Annotated in this window: 16 protein-coding genes; 8 read left to right on the top strand and 8 right to left on the bottom strand. The window is 49.9% G+C overall.

The window, feature by feature from the left end; genetic code table 11:
- Positions 1 to 44: 44 nt before the first annotated feature.
- The 5 genes from LX98_RS02285 to LX98_RS02265 form a co-directional block, all read right to left on the bottom strand.
- The gene (locus tag LX98_RS02285; RefSeq protein ID WP_312741408.1) at positions 45 to 542 is read right to left on the bottom strand and encodes a Rab family GTPase; all 498 of its coding nucleotides are present in this window, start codon (positions 540 to 542) and stop codon (positions 45 to 47) included.
- Entirely contained in the window at positions 539 to 2,335 is a 1,797-nt protein-coding gene (locus tag LX98_RS02280) for an OmpA family protein (RefSeq protein ID WP_496427353.1), read from the bottom strand. The genes LX98_RS02285 and LX98_RS02280 overlap by 4 nt, the downstream gene beginning before the upstream one ends.
- A 118-nt stretch (positions 2,336 to 2,453) precedes the next feature.
- A complete protein-coding gene (locus LX98_RS02275; protein WP_496427352.1) occupies positions 2,454 to 3,083 on the bottom strand; it encodes a hypothetical protein in 630 nt (209 codons plus the stop codon).
- A gap of 451 nt (positions 3,084 to 3,534) precedes the next feature.
- Positions 3,535 to 3,747, bottom strand: a complete 213-nt coding sequence (locus tag LX98_RS02270) for a hypothetical protein (protein ID WP_496427351.1) — start codon at positions 3,745 to 3,747, stop codon at positions 3,535 to 3,537.
- Between the two features lie 23 nt (positions 3,748 to 3,770).
- Positions 3,771 to 4,130, bottom strand: a complete 360-nt coding sequence (locus tag LX98_RS02265; RefSeq protein ID WP_312644140.1) for a hypothetical protein — start codon at positions 4,128 to 4,130, stop codon at positions 3,771 to 3,773.
- A gap of 611 nt (positions 4,131 to 4,741) precedes the next feature.
- On the opposite strand from LX98_RS02265, the gene LX98_RS02260 reads away from it, so the two are divergent.
- From LX98_RS02260 to LX98_RS02230, 7 genes are all read left to right on the top strand, one after another.
- Positions 4,742 to 5,572, top strand: a complete 831-nt coding sequence (locus LX98_RS02260) for a DNA-formamidopyrimidine glycosylase family protein (protein WP_496427350.1) — start codon at positions 4,742 to 4,744, stop codon at positions 5,570 to 5,572.
- 93 nt (positions 5,573 to 5,665) lie between these two features.
- Positions 5,666 to 6,712 (top strand): PhoH family protein, encoded by a 1,047-nt coding sequence (locus LX98_RS02255; protein ID WP_496427349.1) that lies wholly within the window; start codon positions 5,666 to 5,668, stop codon positions 6,710 to 6,712.
- Positions 6,713 to 6,718: 6 nt separating this feature from the next.
- Positions 6,719 to 7,171 carry an rRNA maturation RNase YbeY gene (ybeY, locus tag LX98_RS02250; protein ID WP_496427348.1) on the top strand — a complete coding sequence of 151 codons (453 nt, stop codon included), beginning with the start codon at positions 6,719 to 6,721 and terminating at the stop codon, positions 7,169 to 7,171.
- A 49-nt stretch (positions 7,172 to 7,220) separates the two neighbouring features.
- On the top strand, positions 7,221 to 8,147 hold the full coding sequence (gene ftsY, locus LX98_RS02245) for a signal recognition particle-docking protein FtsY (RefSeq protein ID WP_496427347.1): 927 nt from the start codon (positions 7,221 to 7,223) through the stop codon (positions 8,145 to 8,147).
- Between the two features lie 78 nt (positions 8,148 to 8,225).
- Positions 8,226 to 10,397 carry a M1 family aminopeptidase gene (locus tag LX98_RS02240; RefSeq protein WP_496427346.1) on the top strand — a complete coding sequence of 724 codons (2,172 nt, stop codon included), beginning with the start codon at positions 8,226 to 8,228 and terminating at the stop codon, positions 10,395 to 10,397.
- Positions 10,398 to 10,406: 9 nt separating this feature from the next.
- Complete coding sequence (locus tag LX98_RS02235; protein WP_496427345.1) at positions 10,407 to 11,504, top strand: TolB family protein; 1,098 nt, start codon at positions 10,407 to 10,409, stop codon at positions 11,502 to 11,504.
- 202 nt (positions 11,505 to 11,706) lie between these two features.
- Positions 11,707 to 12,732 carry a phosphatase PAP2 family protein gene (locus tag LX98_RS02230; RefSeq protein ID WP_496427344.1) on the top strand — a complete coding sequence of 342 codons (1,026 nt, stop codon included), beginning with the start codon at positions 11,707 to 11,709 and terminating at the stop codon, positions 12,730 to 12,732.
- Positions 12,733 to 12,946: 214 nt separating this feature from the next.
- On the opposite strand, the gene LX98_RS02225 is transcribed toward LX98_RS02230, so the two are convergent.
- Together LX98_RS02225 and LX98_RS02220 are read right to left on the bottom strand one after the other, a co-directional pair.
- The gene (locus LX98_RS02225; RefSeq protein ID WP_496427343.1) at positions 12,947 to 13,327 is read right to left on the bottom strand and encodes a hypothetical protein; all 381 of its coding nucleotides are present in this window, start codon (positions 13,325 to 13,327) and stop codon (positions 12,947 to 12,949) included.
- A 1,055-nt stretch (positions 13,328 to 14,382) separates the two neighbouring features.
- Positions 14,383 to 14,850, bottom strand: a complete 468-nt coding sequence (locus LX98_RS02220) for a hypothetical protein (RefSeq protein ID WP_496427342.1) — start codon at positions 14,848 to 14,850, stop codon at positions 14,383 to 14,385.
- Positions 14,851 to 15,130: 280 nt separating this feature from the next.
- Here LX98_RS02220 and LX98_RS02215 point away from each other — a divergent pair, with 280 nt between their 5' ends.
- A complete protein-coding gene (locus LX98_RS02215; protein ID WP_496427341.1) occupies positions 15,131 to 15,838 on the top strand; it encodes a methyltransferase domain-containing protein in 708 nt (235 codons plus the stop codon).
- A gap of 593 nt (positions 15,839 to 16,431) precedes the next feature.
- On the opposite strand, the gene LX98_RS02210 is transcribed toward LX98_RS02215, so the two are convergent.
- Positions 16,432 to 16,899 (bottom strand): winged helix-turn-helix transcriptional regulator, encoded by a 468-nt coding sequence (locus LX98_RS02210; protein WP_496427340.1) that lies wholly within the window; start codon positions 16,897 to 16,899, stop codon positions 16,432 to 16,434.
- Positions 16,900 to 16,928: the final 29 nt, after the last annotated feature.

Here is a 16,928-nt window from a genome sequence, read left to right as displayed (position 1 = left end):
CGAAGAATATCTACCGGTTGAGGCGTCTTTCATCCAGCCCGTCTTCAGGATTTCAGCATCGCTTCAGATAACGCAGAAAACGCCGCCTCAACACCTTCACCAGTTTTTGCGCTAACCATGGAGACCAGACAGGCTTGGCCACTGAGATCAGAAACCATGGGACACTCCACCACCCATTCGTCCACCAAATCATGTTTATTAAGCAGGAGGACAAAAGGAACAGGACCGATGGTCTTTAGGGCTAATTCATGTAACCTGCATGCCACATCAACCGTTTCCTGCCTTGTTCCATCAATTACCAGGATATATCCCGATGACCCTTGCAAATATGACGCCCGAACTTTTTGGAAGTCATCATCGCCATAGAGATCCCAAAGAACCAGCAGAATGTCTTGCCCGCGTACCGACAAAGATTTTTGATCAATCTTGACACCAACCGTGGTGAGATATTTTTCGGAAAAAATGCCGGAGACCAATCGTTTCACCAGGCTCGTTTTCCCCACGGCAAACCCACCCAACATACAAATTTTTTTCTGAATCACGGTCCGGTCCTCGCTCCCGCTTTCCTGGTCTGTGTTATCCCGGGCTCCACCACCTTGAATGACACTCGCCGACTGGCAGAATACGCCTGTCCTTCCCCAGACCCGGGTTTCACTTCGGGGTCAACCCCTTTGCCCAGGGCCGACAATTTTAAGACATGAAAAGGGTTTTCACTAATGATTTTCAGAACCTTATTCGCTCGCCTTTCACTCAGGGACACATTGGTTCCTTGAGGGCCCACAGGGCTGGAATATCCCACGACATCAATAGCGGGCTCAAGACCGAGCTGCATGGCTTTCTTATCCAATTTCTGAAGAATGTGTTTCACCTGCTGAATCTTGACCAATTCCCTATTCGGCAACCGCTCCTGCCCTGACAAAAAGAAAATCGCCTGCCCTTCCAATTCAACTTGAAGTGCTTCAAATTGTTTCATGTCTGTGTCTATGAGACGTTCCAAGGAAATCTCCGAAATCCCCGGGATTGCCAAGGCGGATTGCTTTACTTTGGAAATCCAGGCATGAGAACCTTCCCCCGTTAGCATGATCCGGCTCCCCTCAAGGCTGACCTCCACCGATTGGGGTGGCTGTAAAACTGTCACTGCCCGCTTACGAATCATCTCGGGAGTGAGGGCAATGAACGGTTCAAAATGAAAGCCGACCGCATGGGAAGAATATCCCACCTCTTCCAGCAACCGTTCAGGGTCAACCGCCAGAGGGTCTCTCAATCCATGGAACACCGTTCGCCCCCCTTCCTCCTGAATAGTCGTCACCACAATACCCGGCTCGGCCCCGATGCGCTTCAATAACTCAGTCCACTGTTGATGATTGAGAGAAGCCTGATAGGCCCACCATCCCAGAAGGGCCACAAGAAGAGCACTTAATACCCAGAATACGACCGGAAGACCTTTTCGTTTTTTCACGAATTGTGCTTGGAGACAATCTTCCAAATGAGGCCTGGTCTCTAAAAAAACAGCGGCATCGCCTTGAAAATTCTGCAGAGAATCGGAATATTGGGCATGAAGGGATTCAAGCGTGTTTTGAAGAAAATCCCGCAATTTCACAGGAGGGGTTCCCCGAATCACTGTGGCCAAAATAGCCCTGGACCCCTGTTCTATCCAGACCGTCAAATCGCCTATCCTGAGCGATTCCAATCCTTCCTCCTGACCTTGCTGAAACGAATCTCTCACAAAATCCTGAATGGCCGTCAACATGCCGGAAATGGCCGCTTCCCCCTGGCTGGAAATCCCTTCGGCCATCACATGATTGAGTAACAATCCCGTTTTTTTATGAATCAAAAATACCTGCTCCACTCTAAATCGAAGGGTATGTAACAACACCACTTCCACAAAAGGTCTTCCTGTTTTCCAGGCCTCCAATCGCCACTGAAGTCCTTGCCAGGACATACTATATTCCAACGTCTGGTTGAGAGATTGGAGCATTTCCCGCATTGCCCGGGAAATGGCCTTTCGAATGGCGGATCCCAAGATGGGGGCGATGGAATCACTAATAAGCTGAGGAGATTGCTTGATGGAAAGGGCCAACGCTTCTTGTGTAATCGGCAGCATAGAAGCCAATAACCGATTATCCTGCCGAGCTCGAAGTCGTATCGCATCCGGAAGGACGCGGCTCACCTCCTGGGCATCGACCACCAACGTATCGAGTCGTTGTCGTAACCGATCTAATTGAACCTGCTCCGGGGACAGCAACAACCGGCGAAGGGCCGAAAAATCCTCCGACTTTCCTTTGTCATATTCCGATGGTGTCTGAGTTGGAGACGAACGACCCGTACGTTCCATAATTGCCCTTCAGGGGGAAGCTGACGTTTTTCTGATGGTGGGAGGGGGGAAAAACGCGTGAAATTGATCGTCTGCCTTCGTCATGGGAGGTATAACCCCAAGGACCGCGATTAAGGCTTCATGATTGGTTCTCAGTGTCCTTCGCCCCCACTTTGAGGCGCAAGGCGACTTCCATCAACATTTCGGCCAATACTGCCCGATCGGTTTTCTCAATCTTCAATTCAATAACCGCTTGTTGAAATTGAGATTCCAATTGGCGCATGGCCTCCTGATCCTGCTCAATCAGCTCATGCTTCTGCTTCTGCATTTCCTCGCTCATTGCCTGGAAGCGATTCGAAGCGTGCTCCGTTAATTCCAAAATTCGTTGACCGACTTGGGCTTCAACGGTCTTGACTGTTTGTCCCATGTCCTGAATGGTAGAGGCGCGTCGATCCTGTTCCTGCTGTAATTTTCCGACCAACCCCAGGATTTCCTGATTCATTTGCACTTTCAGATCCTCAACGGATTTGGTGAGGTCTTCTCGTAGCCGCCCGCTTTCCTGTAACAACCGATTCTCCAATACAGCGAATCGTTTGTCGATTTCCCGACTTTGGGCCCCGAAGAGAATATCCCTGACTTTATCCAGGCTCCCCTCTTCCGACTGCGTTGCCCATTCCTCCTCTTGAGATGACGAAGTTCCCTCAGAGGAACTCGAAACTTCATAGGCCACGTTTTTGAATGTTTTTTTTGAGGGTTCGATCACGCTCATAGTCGTCACTCCACAAGGTAGGTCAACAACTTCTACGTCTTAGGGGACACTCCTTAAGCGCTAACATCCTAACATTGGTAAAAAATGGTAACAAGACACCAAACCCCAGCAAATACAGAGAGAGGTTTTCATCTTTATGTGAATTTTTTGTAAAAGAGTCAAAATCCCGTTTCATTTTTTTCTTTACGGCACAGGGATGAAAAGGCCCCCGTATTTAGCACAACACCTCCAGCTATCCATGACCATTTCATTCTTAATGCATAATGAATTCATGCACTTAAAGCCATAAATCATTAATGATCGTCTCAACAAGGATAGAGGGAATACCTACGCGTTGGAAGGGCTAAAACCAAGAATCTCTCTATTGAGGTAACGCGAAGAAGACAACCACGATATAGGGGAATAGGGATAAGAAGCTTCGTAAGGGCAGGAAGTTTGATTGGCCTTTTTACTAATCTTTTTCGGGTTCGGCATTTCCATGTTTATGCGTGACCCGATCTTCGTCAAACAGATCGGCCATTTCCTGAGCCATCACATCATTATCATGCGGGAGAGACACAACGGACAATTCTTTTTTTATTTTTTTTTGAGAGATAGCCTTAGGATCCTCGGCGTCGTTAGGTTTAGAATCGTTGGGTTCTTCGGACGTGTTATCGTGATTCATGATGACATTCTCCTCTACGATGATTACTCAAACGATTCCAAATGGGACCGCTCAGGGAACTTGAGCTGACAACTGGGACAGGTTACAAAATAGACCGATTCACGAACCGAAAGCACCGCTCTAAAATCCAGGGACACCCCGCGATGCCGACAAGATGGGCATGGAATTTCCTTGAGATGATAGGGGATATCCGGCTGTGTTTGTACATAAAACTCCATATCGGTATGGACGGGAAACATATAGTGGCACCCAATACAAATCGCTTTCCATTCGCCGTCTTCCGTTGCTGTCCTGGAGTCAATTCCAAAACGGTTGGCCTTACAAATAGGACACTTCACCTCCCCTAACCGTTCTTCAATCTGTTTGATGCTTAATTGTGTCATGCTTCTTCCTTATCCACGCTATTGAGCACAGGTCCCGCTTTAAAGTATAGGCTTCTTCCCAGAGATCCCGCAACCAAACACTCCAGATCCTCTTCACAGGCCAGGGCTTCCCGTTCAGAGGTTGGCTCAATCCCATCTGAACATCCATCAGCCGGGGGGTTATGGCTTGACCAAATAGATACCTCACCAAAAAAACATGGCAATACCCAGTGCCACTTCCAACAAACTGTTGCAAGACTCAAAAATTTTCTGAGAGCTTATCGGGATCAAAATTTTTACGAGCTTTTATGGGCGACGGAGGATGACCCAAATGGCCGGTCCAGACCTGCCCTGAGGCCCCTTAAAGGGAAGACCGTTGCCGCCTGGACTGGTGGAGCATACCGAGAAGTACGTGTGTATGGCCAAGAGGCGACCTGCTTTCGCACTGGCGAGTCGAAGTGCTTCAGCGTGTAGACGGGAGGCCGCGCCGGCGAAAGCAGGGAACGCCGCTGAAGGGCTTTTTCAACACCCTGGTAATCTGATACAACCTTCCAGGCCATAAGGAAAACCTGACCAATCCACGCTCAACCCTTTTATTGTCCTCGCATTATCACCCTACACTATCACCCTCTATGCCCGAGCTCCCTGAAGTCGAAGTCATCCTCAACCATCTGAACCGGCATGTCCTGGGTGGGAACATTTCAACATTCACCATCCACCGTTCGGATATTGTGCGCACCGGACACGACCTCATCCCCTGGTTTCAGCGTTCCACGATCACCCATATCGCCCGGAAGGGCAAATGTCTCATCTTTACCTGCCATCGAGCCAACGAAATCCGGTATCTGCTTTCGGAGCAGGGAATGACCGGACTCTGGTTTTTCAATCCTGCCTTGGCCTCAACTCCTCAACACATCCATTGCCGCATCGAGATTTCCGGAGCTGCGGCCACTGAACTGCATTACTGGAATCCTCGACGGTTTGGCCGGCTCTGGCTATTCACCCCACCGGAATTGGAAGCCTTCATGCATCGCCGATTCGGTGCTGACGCCATGGATATTGGTGCACAATCCTTTATCCAGCTCATTCAAAGCTGTCGAGGCAGGCTGAAACCCTTTCTTCTCGATCAACATCGGCTCGCGGGTATTGGAAACATTTATGCCAATGAAATCCTCTTTCGGGCCAGGGTGCACCCACAAGCTCGCGGCTATCGGCTGGGCGCCTCAGCCTGTCAACGGCTCTATGACACCATGCATACCGTATTAGGTGAAGCCATTGCCGCTGGAGGGTCCTCCATCAGAGATTTTCGTGCTCCGGATGGGTCGTATGGACGGTTCCAGCAAGCGCACCAGATATATCAGAAGGCAGGATTGCCCTGCTTGCATGGATGCCCCACTCTGATCACCCGCCTGCAAAGTGAACGCAGTTCGTTCTTTTGTTCGATCTGCCAAAAAAGACGGTAGCCCTTCATTTCATTCCTTGAGCCAAACTGAAACCTTTGCTAGAATCAAGTATCAGTTTAATGGCGGCTAACCGGAGGTTGAGTCGAATACGACGTGCGAAAAATTAAACTACGAGAAGGGGTCGATTTAGCCAATCTTTTCGGCCCGCACGATCTGCACCTCAAAATGATCGAAGGGGAGCTCCAGGTGCGAATGGCAGCCAGGGGCGATGAGATTACCCTTCATGGTCAACCGGAGTCAGTTCTGCGGGCCGAACACATTTTGCGGGAGTTAGCCGATTGGACCCGAACCTATTACGAATTGAAACCCGACGATATTTCACGAGCCATTCTGGCGACAGAAGAAAAACGAGACACTCCGCTCAAACCCTATACCGTTTCGGCAAGCGCGCTTCCGACAAAAAAAGGGAATGTCAATCCGAAAACTCCCAATCAACAGGCCTATCTGGAAGCCATAAACAAGTCAGATCTGGTCATAGCCATTGGCCCCGCCGGGACCGGGAAAACCTATTTGGCCATGGCCATGGCCCTTGCCGCTCTCACACATAAACAAGTCAGTCGCATCATTCTCGCACGGCCAGCCGTGGAGGCAGGGGAACATCTCGGCTTTCTTCCAGGCGACCTCTTTGCCAAAGTGCACCCCTATTTACGTCCATTGTACGATGCGTTGTACACCATGATGGATATTGATCGGGCCAATCGGCTCATCGAACGTGGCGAAATTGAAATCGCCCCGCTGGCGTTCATGCGGGGACGAACGCTGGACGATGCCTTTGTCATTTTGGATGAAGCCCAAAACGCCACCACCGAACAAATGAAAATGTTTTTGACGAGGCTCGGACTGAATTCCAAGGCCATTGTGACCGGGGATATTACCCAAATCGATCTCCCCGATTCGCAGAAATCCGGATTGGCGCAGATTGCTGACATTCTCCTCAATATTGACGGAATTCAATTTGTGTATTTTTCCGAACAAGATGTGGTCCGGCATCGATTGGTCAAAGAAATTATCAAAGCGTACGACCGGTATGAACACCAACTGCCCAATAACAGCCCGCACAACATATCATCCGGCCATTCGACCGCATCTCCCGGAATTCATTCAAAATCAGACACCAACGGCGAGAGGCCCGCGCGGTAACACCCGATGGCTGTGTGGCTTCGTTCTCACCTCCGGCGAGTATCCGTTCGCCCCAAAACGGTGTGCCGACTGACACAAGCCGTGTTACAACAGGCAGGGTATCCTTCGGCTGATTTGAGTCTCACCTTCGTCGGCACGGCTCGCATGCAGAAACTCAACCGGACGTACCGGCAGCGGGACTATGCGACCGATGTGCTGGCCTTCCCCATGCAGGATGCCTTACAGTCGCCACTGGCATTCGTGGGTGATGTTGTGATTTGTATTCCCGTGGCACTGGCTCAAGCTCCACGGTTTGGCAACACCGCCGATGAAGAAATCCTGCGTTTACTCATTCATGGCACCCTTCATCTGCTGGGGTATGACCATGAAACAACCGATCGGGAAGCCAAACGGATGAAGCGAAAAGAACGCACGATCTTCGGTCGCCTTTCTTCGCCTGCACTCCGTCTTCTTGCATAACAAAAAGCCATGCATCACTTTTTTGTCGTAATCATCGAGAACATCAGCTATGAAATGGGTTGAACGTCTTCAGAAGGGATTAGCAAAAACACGTCAGACCGTGCAAACGTCATTGCGTCGGCTGGGGCGGGGACACCTGGATCCCGTTGCCCTGGAAGATGTCGAATCCAGTCTCCTGGAAGCCGATGTCGGCATACACACAGTCGAGCGATTTCTTGAGATGCTGAAAGATAAAACACGGGTGTTCAGTGGGACCGATCCGACAGCGGTCCTCCATACTCTCCTCACGGACATTCTTCGGAAGGGCGAGACCGAACCGCTGGAACAACTCATTCAACGCGGCCCTCGTCCATTTGTGATCTTGATCATCGGCATCAACGGTGTCGGCAAAACCACGACCATTGCCAAACTCGGGCATCGGTTGAAGCAACAAGGATTACACACACTCTTTGTCGCCGGCGACACCTTCCGGGCTGCGGCGATTGAACAACTGGATATTTGGGGAAAGCGCACAGGCATCGAGGTGATTAAGCAGAAGCAGGGCTCCGATCCTGCCGCCGTGGTGTTTGATGGCATGGTCGCGGCGAAAGCTCGAAATGTGGACGTCGTTCTCATCGATACCGCCGGTCGGCTGCATACCAAAATTAATTTGATGGATGAATTGAAAAAAATCAAACGAATTATTGCACGGGAAATGCCCGACGCCCCGCACGAAACCCTTCTGGTCCTGGATGGCACGCTGGGGCAGAATGCCATTGCGCAAGCCCGACAATTTCATGAGTCACTCGGCGTCACCGGCTTAGCCTTGACCAAACTGGATGGAACCTCCAAGGGCGGAGTGGTCGTGGCGATTGTCGACGAACTCAATCTTCCCATTCGTTTGATAGGTGTGGGGGAAGGGGAAGCGGACCTCCAGGATTTTCAGGCTTCAGCGTTTGTCGAGGCCTTGCTCCCGACAGAAGACTCAGAGGCCTGATACGTTCCGACTTGCTTCCACACAGCATTCTGTCGGAGAACCACATGGTGTTCGGAAATTAACCAAGAAAATTAGCTTGTGAATTTCATTCACCGAATCTTCCCGCAAGCAGTACGAGTCCCATCATTTGTCCTTGGGTTGGTATTGCTGTGCATGGCAATGACGAATCCCGTTCACGCCAAGGCGTTGATGCCTATTCACCATGGATTACATATTCAATTGAATCCAGACACCCATGCCATTACCGGATCGGACACCGTTCATCTTCCTCCATCCCATCGCGCCAACTCGTCCGTCTCATTTATCCTGCATCCTCAGCTCACAATCGATCGGGTTGAATTCAACGGCACACGGCTTCCAATCCCCCATCACTCAGAAACCGCGATCCCGCCGGCATCAACGCGCCGGGTTATTGTAATTCCTTTACCTCCCCTTGACGATCCGGACCAACCGGCAGTCCTGACACTGACGTATCATGGGCAAATTGACGATTCTCCAAAAGCCTCAGGTGGACTTCGCTTCGTCAGACCGGACGACACCAACGGACATATTGGACCCAACGGGGTGTATTTGACCTATGAAACATTCTGGCATCCCACATGGGAACAGACCCTCTCGACGTATGATCTCACCCTCAGCCTCCCTTCAGACTGGGAAACGATCACCCAAGGCCGGGAAGTTATCAATACCGTGACTGACGGACGCCGAACCACCCAATGGAAGGTGAGCCTCCCAAGTGAAGCTCTGACGTTGGCTGCCAATCATTTTGTGGTGCAGAAGCAGGAATGGAAGGGCATTCAACTCGCCACTTATCTTTTCCCCGAAGACGCGCACTTGGCTCCGCAATATATAGAAGCGACCATTGACTATCTTCAAATGTATACTAATCTTTTGGGTCCTTACCCGTTTACAAAATTTGCCGTCGTGGAAAACTTTTTTCCGAGCGGACTTGGGCTCCCCTCATTCACCCTCTTAGGTGAAGGGGTCATTCGGCGCGGATATACCCAACCCTATTCTCTCGGTCATGAAATCGTCCATTCCTGGTTTGGAAATTCCGTATTCAATGACTTTGCTCAAGGAAATTGGGTGGAAGGGCTCACGACTTATCTTTCCAATTACTACTATGACGAGGCCAAAGGGCATCAGCAGGAGGCCTTCAATACCCGACGGCGGATGGTCTACGAATATAATTTGTATGCGGAGCCGGACAAGGAATATCCCGTGCGGGCATTCCACCACAAAGAAACCCGGCAGGATAATGCCATTGGCTACCAAAAAACAGCCATGGTGTTTCATATGCTCAGACAAGAAATGGGAGAGGTGGCTTTCTTCAACGGGGTTCGCCACATAATTCAGGAAGGGACGGGCACCTATCTGGAGTGGAACGATCTTCTCCGGATCTTTTCACAGGCGGCTGAACGAGACCTCAGTTGGTTTTTCCATCAATGGATTGATCAACCCGGCGCACCAAATCTGGACATCCAGGATATCTTGGTCCAGGAAGATCCCACGCAACAGGGACAGTTCACCCTGACCGGAACAATCCTGCAGGCGGACCCAATGTTCACCATTCGCCTTCCCCTCCACCTCGATCTCCAAGGGGGAATCATGCATAACGCCCTCCTCAACGTGGATCGGGCCACACAACCGTTCACGCTGCCTCTCCCGGCGAGTCCGACAAGACTCGCCATTGATCCCGAGCACCATCTTCTGCTCCACCTTCTCCGTGCACAAATCCCGCCCATGTTAAATAAGTGGGAAACCGACACCCGTCGGATTCTCATCAGACCTCAGACCCTGACAAAAGAAGAGGCTCAAAGCTTAGAAACTCTGTTTCAACGTCTTGAAGAACAACCCGGCATCGAAACCATCCAAGCCGACGATCCGGTCATTGCTGAATCGGCTTCCTATCTAGTCATCGGCCCCCCTGCCCGTCGTCTGTTGGAATCCGGTTCCTTCAATAGTTGCGAAAAGTCCATGGACCTTCACCCGGGACACCTCTCCATTGAGGAACAGACCTTCGAAGGCCCGGAGATGGCCTTCCTGATTTCGTGCGCCCATCCCCGGGATGCGATCCATACCGTCACATTTTTTTTCGGATGGTCTCCTGAAGCCGTCAAGCCCGTTTCACGGCTGTTGTTTTTCTACGGGTGGGATAGCTATCTGGTCTTCAAGCAAGGAAAAGTGATTGCCCGGGGGATGTTTCAACCCGTACACTCTACACGCGAGATTATTCGCCATTCACCGTGAGGTTCATGAATGCATCCGACCTTATCCACATTCTCGATACAAAACATTCTCCCGTTAACCCTGCTGTCCTTGTTGCTAGTGTGGAATACCGCCCTGGCTGCCGAACCACCGGCGGATCAGGATCATCCGGAACCTCATTTGGCCAATATCCGGCAGCTCACCTTTTCAGGGAAAAATGCCGAAGCCTATTTTTCGGATGAGGGCAACCGGTTGGTGTACCAATCAACCCTGGAACCGGATGGCAAGACGCTCAGGTCCTGCTATCAAATCTATATTATGGACCTCGATGGCACAAATGTCCGGCGAGTCAGCCTGGGCTTGGGCGGCACCACCTGCGGATACTTTTTCCCCGGTGGCCGGCGTGTCCTTTTTTCCTCCACGCATATCAGTAGTCAATTTTGTCCACCCGTTCCCGAAAGGACCGAACGCTACCGGTGGGCTCTCGATGATTATGACATCTTCTCCATGAATATCGGCGGCCGGGACGTACAACGGTTGACCTCCGCCCATGGGTACGATGCCGAAGCCACCATTTCTCCAGATGGAAAAACCATTGTCTTCACCTCCATTCGTGATGGAGATTTAGATGTGTACACCATGGATATCGATGGAAAAAATTTGAAGAGACTGACACAGGAAATCGGATATGATGGCGGGGCATTTTTTTCTCCCGACAATAAACGAATTGTCTATCGGGCCCATCATCCGAAAACTGACGAGGACGTGAAGGCCTATCGTGACCTGCTCAGTCAAAACCTTGTGGAACCCTCAAACCTGGAAATCTTCATCATGAATACTGATGGCTCCAACAAGATACAGGTCACTCACAACGGGCGTTCGAATTTTGCCCCATTTTTTGCTCACGATGGGAAACGCATCATCTATTCCTCAAACTTGTCGACACCGCCCGATCATCAGGGGCGTCCCTCTTTTCACTTGCATATGATCAATGAGGATGGCACGCACCCCGAACAAATCACCTTCAAAGGGCACTTCAATAGCTTTCCAATGTTCTCCCCTGACGGAAAACAGGTGGTATGGTCATCCGATCGGAATGCCGCCAACCCAAAAGAATTCAACATCTTTCTCGCTGACTGGGTACCCTAACCTGACGAATGTCATGTGAACTGAGCGCTTTGATCTTCCCTGGTCTGGAGGGAGGATCAAGGAGGGGAAGAATTTCCACAGACGGAAGAAAAAATACGACCAAGGCTGTTGACGAATCCCGTTCCCCAATCCTGTGACTGACCAATCACCCTCACCTTCTTCACCCCGACGTCCACAGTTTCCTCTCCACCAGACTCCTCTCGTGATATTCTGGCTATCCGGGCTCCTTTTCCTTGGCTTATTTGCTTTTCTTGCTCAGATCGATGGTCCAACCCTCCAGATCGTTCACAGCTTCACCCATCCTGCCATCGACCACATCGGCAATGTGGGAAACCGATTAGGAGACGGGGTCACCCTGGTGGTCATATCATTGGCCATTGGGGCCGTGGGATTTCGATTCGGTTGGCCGACCTGGAAGTCCGCTTGTATTCATACCCTACTCGCACACGGAGTTGCCGGACTTATTACGCAAATATTGAAACACACTATAGGCCGCCCTCGCCCAAGACTCAGGCTTGGACAGGACTGGGAAATTGCCCCGTCACTTGAAAGTGGATGGGACTCCTTTCCCTCCGGTCATACCACCGCTTCGTTTGCCGTAGCCGCAGTCCTTGCCCATTATTTCCCAAAAGGCAAAATGCTGTGGTTCGGGCTAGCCGCGTTTAATGGAACCTGCCGTGTCATCACCGGTTCCCATTTCCCTACAGATGTGCTTGGCGGTGTTCTGGTGGGGATCGGTACCGCGCTCATCATCATTCATCCTCCGGACCAGTGGAAGAAATTCTTTCAACATACACTCACTCATGGTCTCCCCTGGCTGATTACCGCCTTTGGTATCGTCTGGATCATTGCTCCCCATCCAGGCATTGAATTGGAACCATCCCTCTCACTCTTTCTCGGACTGATAAGTATAGCGGTTGGATTGGGGCTAAGACTCTGGTGGATACGGGAACTCACCTCGGAAGGAACCCCATCTTCCGGACGAGGGCTCCCCCAATGGCCACGTCTGCTCATGGGTCTTGGCTTAGCCACCACGACGGGAAGCGTTGTGATTCTGGGAGCAAGTTTGATGACGGGAATAATTTGGTGGCAGGGGACTCAATCCGAATTAACCACTGAGGTTAAGAACAGATTCCTCGACGGCTTCAATCCCATTTGGATCGAAGCGATGAGAGGACTCGTTATATTTTTCCTTTCAATCCTGATTTTTTTCATCCGGTCCGCTTAACTCCTGCCATTCGTGACAGAATTTCAGATCCTTCAGCAATTCCATCTTTTGAAATTTCTTGCGAAACAACTCTTCTATGTTTTCTGCCGAGGAGGACCATTACAGTCCCCCTCGGATTACCTTTATAGCCCCCGTTCAGAAAAATTTCCATCAACCAGAGTCCCAATGAGGGTCTCAAAATTGCCCGGGGTCCTGGGTTGTCCTCTTCTTCTATTTATTTCTGGTGACCCTTTTGATCTTGGCTCGTCATGTGTTCCTGTCCCATCTTTTGATCTTGTCCACCCGTTTGGGAGCGGTCACCCATCTTATTCTGGCTCTCTGATTCTTTGGCTCCCATTGCCCCGGACCGACGGGTTTCCAGATCGTCAGTATATCCTTTCGTGGCAGCGTTCAAGGCTTTTTGGCCATAAAAATTTTCCTGCCCCGGATCATTAGCCGTGGTGACGCCACTCACCGGACTTTTCGATTCTTTCATCGGATACCCTGGATGATCCGGCACTAGTGCGGGATTGGCAAAGGCTACTGTGGCCAGTAAACATGTTCCTGCCAAACTGCCAAAAAATATAATAGATTTATTCTTCATCACGTTTTTCATAATGCCTCCTGATTTAATTTAGGTGTAGGGCTCAAAGAGCTTGGCATACCCAGAAATTTCCTGGATCCTCAGACTTCATTCTTCTCTTCCTAAAACTTCGTTATGAAATGATCTCGGGAAGGGTCCAATTTAGGGGAGAAGAAAAATGCTTTCTTGTAAGCCTCCTTCCCGAAAAGCAATAAAAAGTTGAGGCTCCCAGTATTAAAAAATTTAAGGGAACTTACTACATCCTATACCTCACCTGTGCGGCCGTAACTGTCAAAAACCCTTGGCGGCCATTTTTAGGCATTTCTGTCATAAATTACCCCTTGAGCGCACCTAGAATCCGTACTCCAGATAATTGTGCAATTCCGCATGGAGAAGAATCCATAAGAGATTTAACCCATTGCAAGTATTACCTTTTTCTTTCGGATTCCTAGTCGTTATGCTGATGGGGATCGGAACCTCGCTGATCAACATTCATCATCCTCACAACTGGAAAGAGGTCGCCCGGCAGGCCCTCACACTTAGTCATCCGTGGCTGTTACCGCCTTTGGTCTGACATGGATTCTTGTTCCGCACCCAGGCATTCAGTTGGAACCCGGTCCTTCTGTATACCTTGCATCAATGCTGGTCATGACAGGATTGGGTTTGTGTCTGTTATGGATGGGGAAAAGCTCAGTTTCCAGTATCATTTTTCAACCGGAGGTACCGGCCTGGTCCGCATCCTTGGGGGCTTTGAGTAGCATCCAGCAACGGCAGTTTGATGATCGTGGGAGCCAGTGTGATGGCAGGAAGGATCTGGTGGCTGGGGACTCAATCCGAATTTCCAACTGAGGTCAAGAATAGTTTCCTCGCCGGACTCAATGTCCTGTGGATTGAGGCCGTGCTTAGTTTTGTCATTTTTCTCTAGATCCTACTGATGTTTATCATCCGAAGGGTCTTGAAACCTTTCTCCCCCTCCGGAATTTATTTTCTTTTAAAAATTAACTTATTCTTCTTATCGGGGAGACTATCTAAGGCTCTTCCGATAAATTTCCCGTTAATTGTTTTAACTCAATGAGTACTAATGACGCCTAATAACCCTCTAATTTTGAATCACGAGGTCCCTGAAGTTTCTCGTCTGGTCTGTCTATTTGACCACCGATGTTCATATCTTGCTCACCACCATTCGTTTGGCTTTGGCTCTTTATCTGACTAGGTCCGTTGGTCTGATTTTGGCCCGGTTGCTTCTGATCCCCACTAGGATTTTTCCCTGTCATGGGCTCCTGACTTCGCAGAGAGTTCTGAGCACCCATTTGATTTTGATTTGCCATTGGATTCTGTCCGCCCCTCATATTCATTTCTACCATGTGCTTCTGGCTATCCATCTGATCCCCTCCGTCCATTCGATCCTGATTGCTCTGGTCGTTTTGAATGTCCATTTCATGGCCGGGATGCGCCGGCAACAACGCGGGATTACCAATTGCAATTGTTGCCAATAAGCATATGCTGGCCATACTTCCGACAAATATGCTAGAGCTTTTCATAATGATCTTTGTCATAATTCCTCCTGTCTTTGTTTTTTATTAATTTATTCAAATGGGGAAATTGCCTCCCTCCCGATTTCTGATTACTCTCTTTTCTGGGTTATTTTTAAATGGCTACACGCACCTCATTAAATTGATTTACACTGTCGCAAAATGAATTGTAAGTACATGCTACCCAGTATGTTATCACGGAAAGAACTGTCATAAACCCTTGTCTCCCGTTTCATCTTTCAAATTATGGTTTTTAGGTTGTACAAAAAGCTGAGAACCACACACAAACTTTATGGAGAGGCCCATGCATAAACCATTTTCAACATCTTCATTACATTCACCGGGTCCAAAATTATTTGGACTAGTATTTGGGCTCCTACTCGCAAGTCTTACCGCAGGCTGTGCACAGAAAACATGGGATATCAACAGATATATTCACGCCCTTGAACGCCCGGAACGTGATCAGCACCAACAGCCAGAAAAAGTCATTGAGGCCCTGAACCTCACTCCTGGCATGATGGTGATTGATATCGGGGCAGGCTCGGGTTATTTCACTCGGCGCTTCGCACAATCGGTGGGGGACAAGGGGCGGGTCATCGCCATCGATGTTGAACAGAAAATGCTGAATTACAACAAAGGAGAGTTGGAAAAAATTGGTCTCGCTAACAGAGTCCGGTTTATTCTGGCCGAAAAAGAAGGTCCTACATTTTCCGGGAACAATGCAGACATCGTATTCTTATGCGATGTCTATCATCACTTGGAAGACCAGATCGACTATCTGGCCAACACCAAGCCTGCGCTCAAGCCGAACGGACGTGTGGTCATCATCGACTACTATGCCGATGCACGATCCGGCACACTCGGCTTTTCAAAACGCCACCTTGTTCCAAAAGAACAAGTCATCAAGGACATGGAACAAGCCGGCTTTATGTTAGCCAAAGAACACACCTTCCTCCCCCGCCAATACTTCTTAGAATTTGTCCCCCAAAAAACGATGTCTCCCTCAAAATGAAGGAATTAGCTTGCTTGATTGGAAGACCTTCACTATATGGATTATTGTCTTCGTGCCCCCCTCAAGCAAGGCTATTTAGCACAATGGCCAGCAAATTCATTTTTCTTCACATGATTGTCCGACGCCTGCCGGACGGCTCCAGGGGCGGACGCACTTTCACTGGGCAGGCCTTGTTGGAGCCCTTCGAGAAACCTCAGGACAAGCTCCGCGAGTTGGTCCGCCCTTCCGTGGCCTGTGTCCGCCCCATTCGATCAGGCCGGACGGGGCGTCAATTTGTTTGTTGCATTTCGTAGAGTGCAACCGCTATTTGGTCATTTTTTCTCCACACAACGAATTCGCTCTTCGAGACGAACCAAACAATAGTCGCGCTTTTCGAGACGCACCATGCAAAACTTCGCCTGCCGGGGCGAAACCCGGTACCACAGAAAATCACGTTGACACAAGAGTTGGGGACGCAAGTGCGATGCGCTTACCTGTCAGCACTTTTATTTACTGGGACGCCCCAAAATGGATTCCCGATATAGGTCGTTAAGCTGTAAGGCCAGATCCGAAAAAAAGTGAATTAGAATTGAAGGTATTCACATATGGATGTATTAAAAGTCTTTCGAGGAAAAACCAGACGCGGAGAGGCGTCTCGGTTTTTTTGAAGGCATAACGCGACCACTCGACTTAGCCTTCTTCGCGGAATGGGTGGTTTCCGAGATGCCCCCAACATCCACAGCCTCCTGTAACTTGCGTACTTCATCAAGAATTTTCAAGAACCGACGACCGAACGGGGTGAGTTGATATTCCACTTCAACCGGAGGCTTTTGTCCCAACACCGTGCGCCGCATGATGCCGAAACGGATCATCTTTCGCCATCGCTCATTCATGACCTTTGCCGACAGACCTGGACAGGCCCGGAGCACCATACCAGGGCGATTGTGCCCCTCGGCACAAAGCTGGAGTAAGCGGACAGACCACTTACAGCCCACAATACTCTCCACCATCGAGGCCACAGGAATTTTCCTGCCATCCTGCAACTCCGACCCCACCCCCATCGACGGATTATTCTGAACCATTCAGTCAGCCCCCTTACCAAAAAGTGCCT

This window comes from Nitrospira marina, from assembly GCF_059568365.1.
The sequence above is the reverse complement of the archived record's forward strand: the minus strand, read 5'-3'. Positions and strand labels throughout refer to the sequence as shown.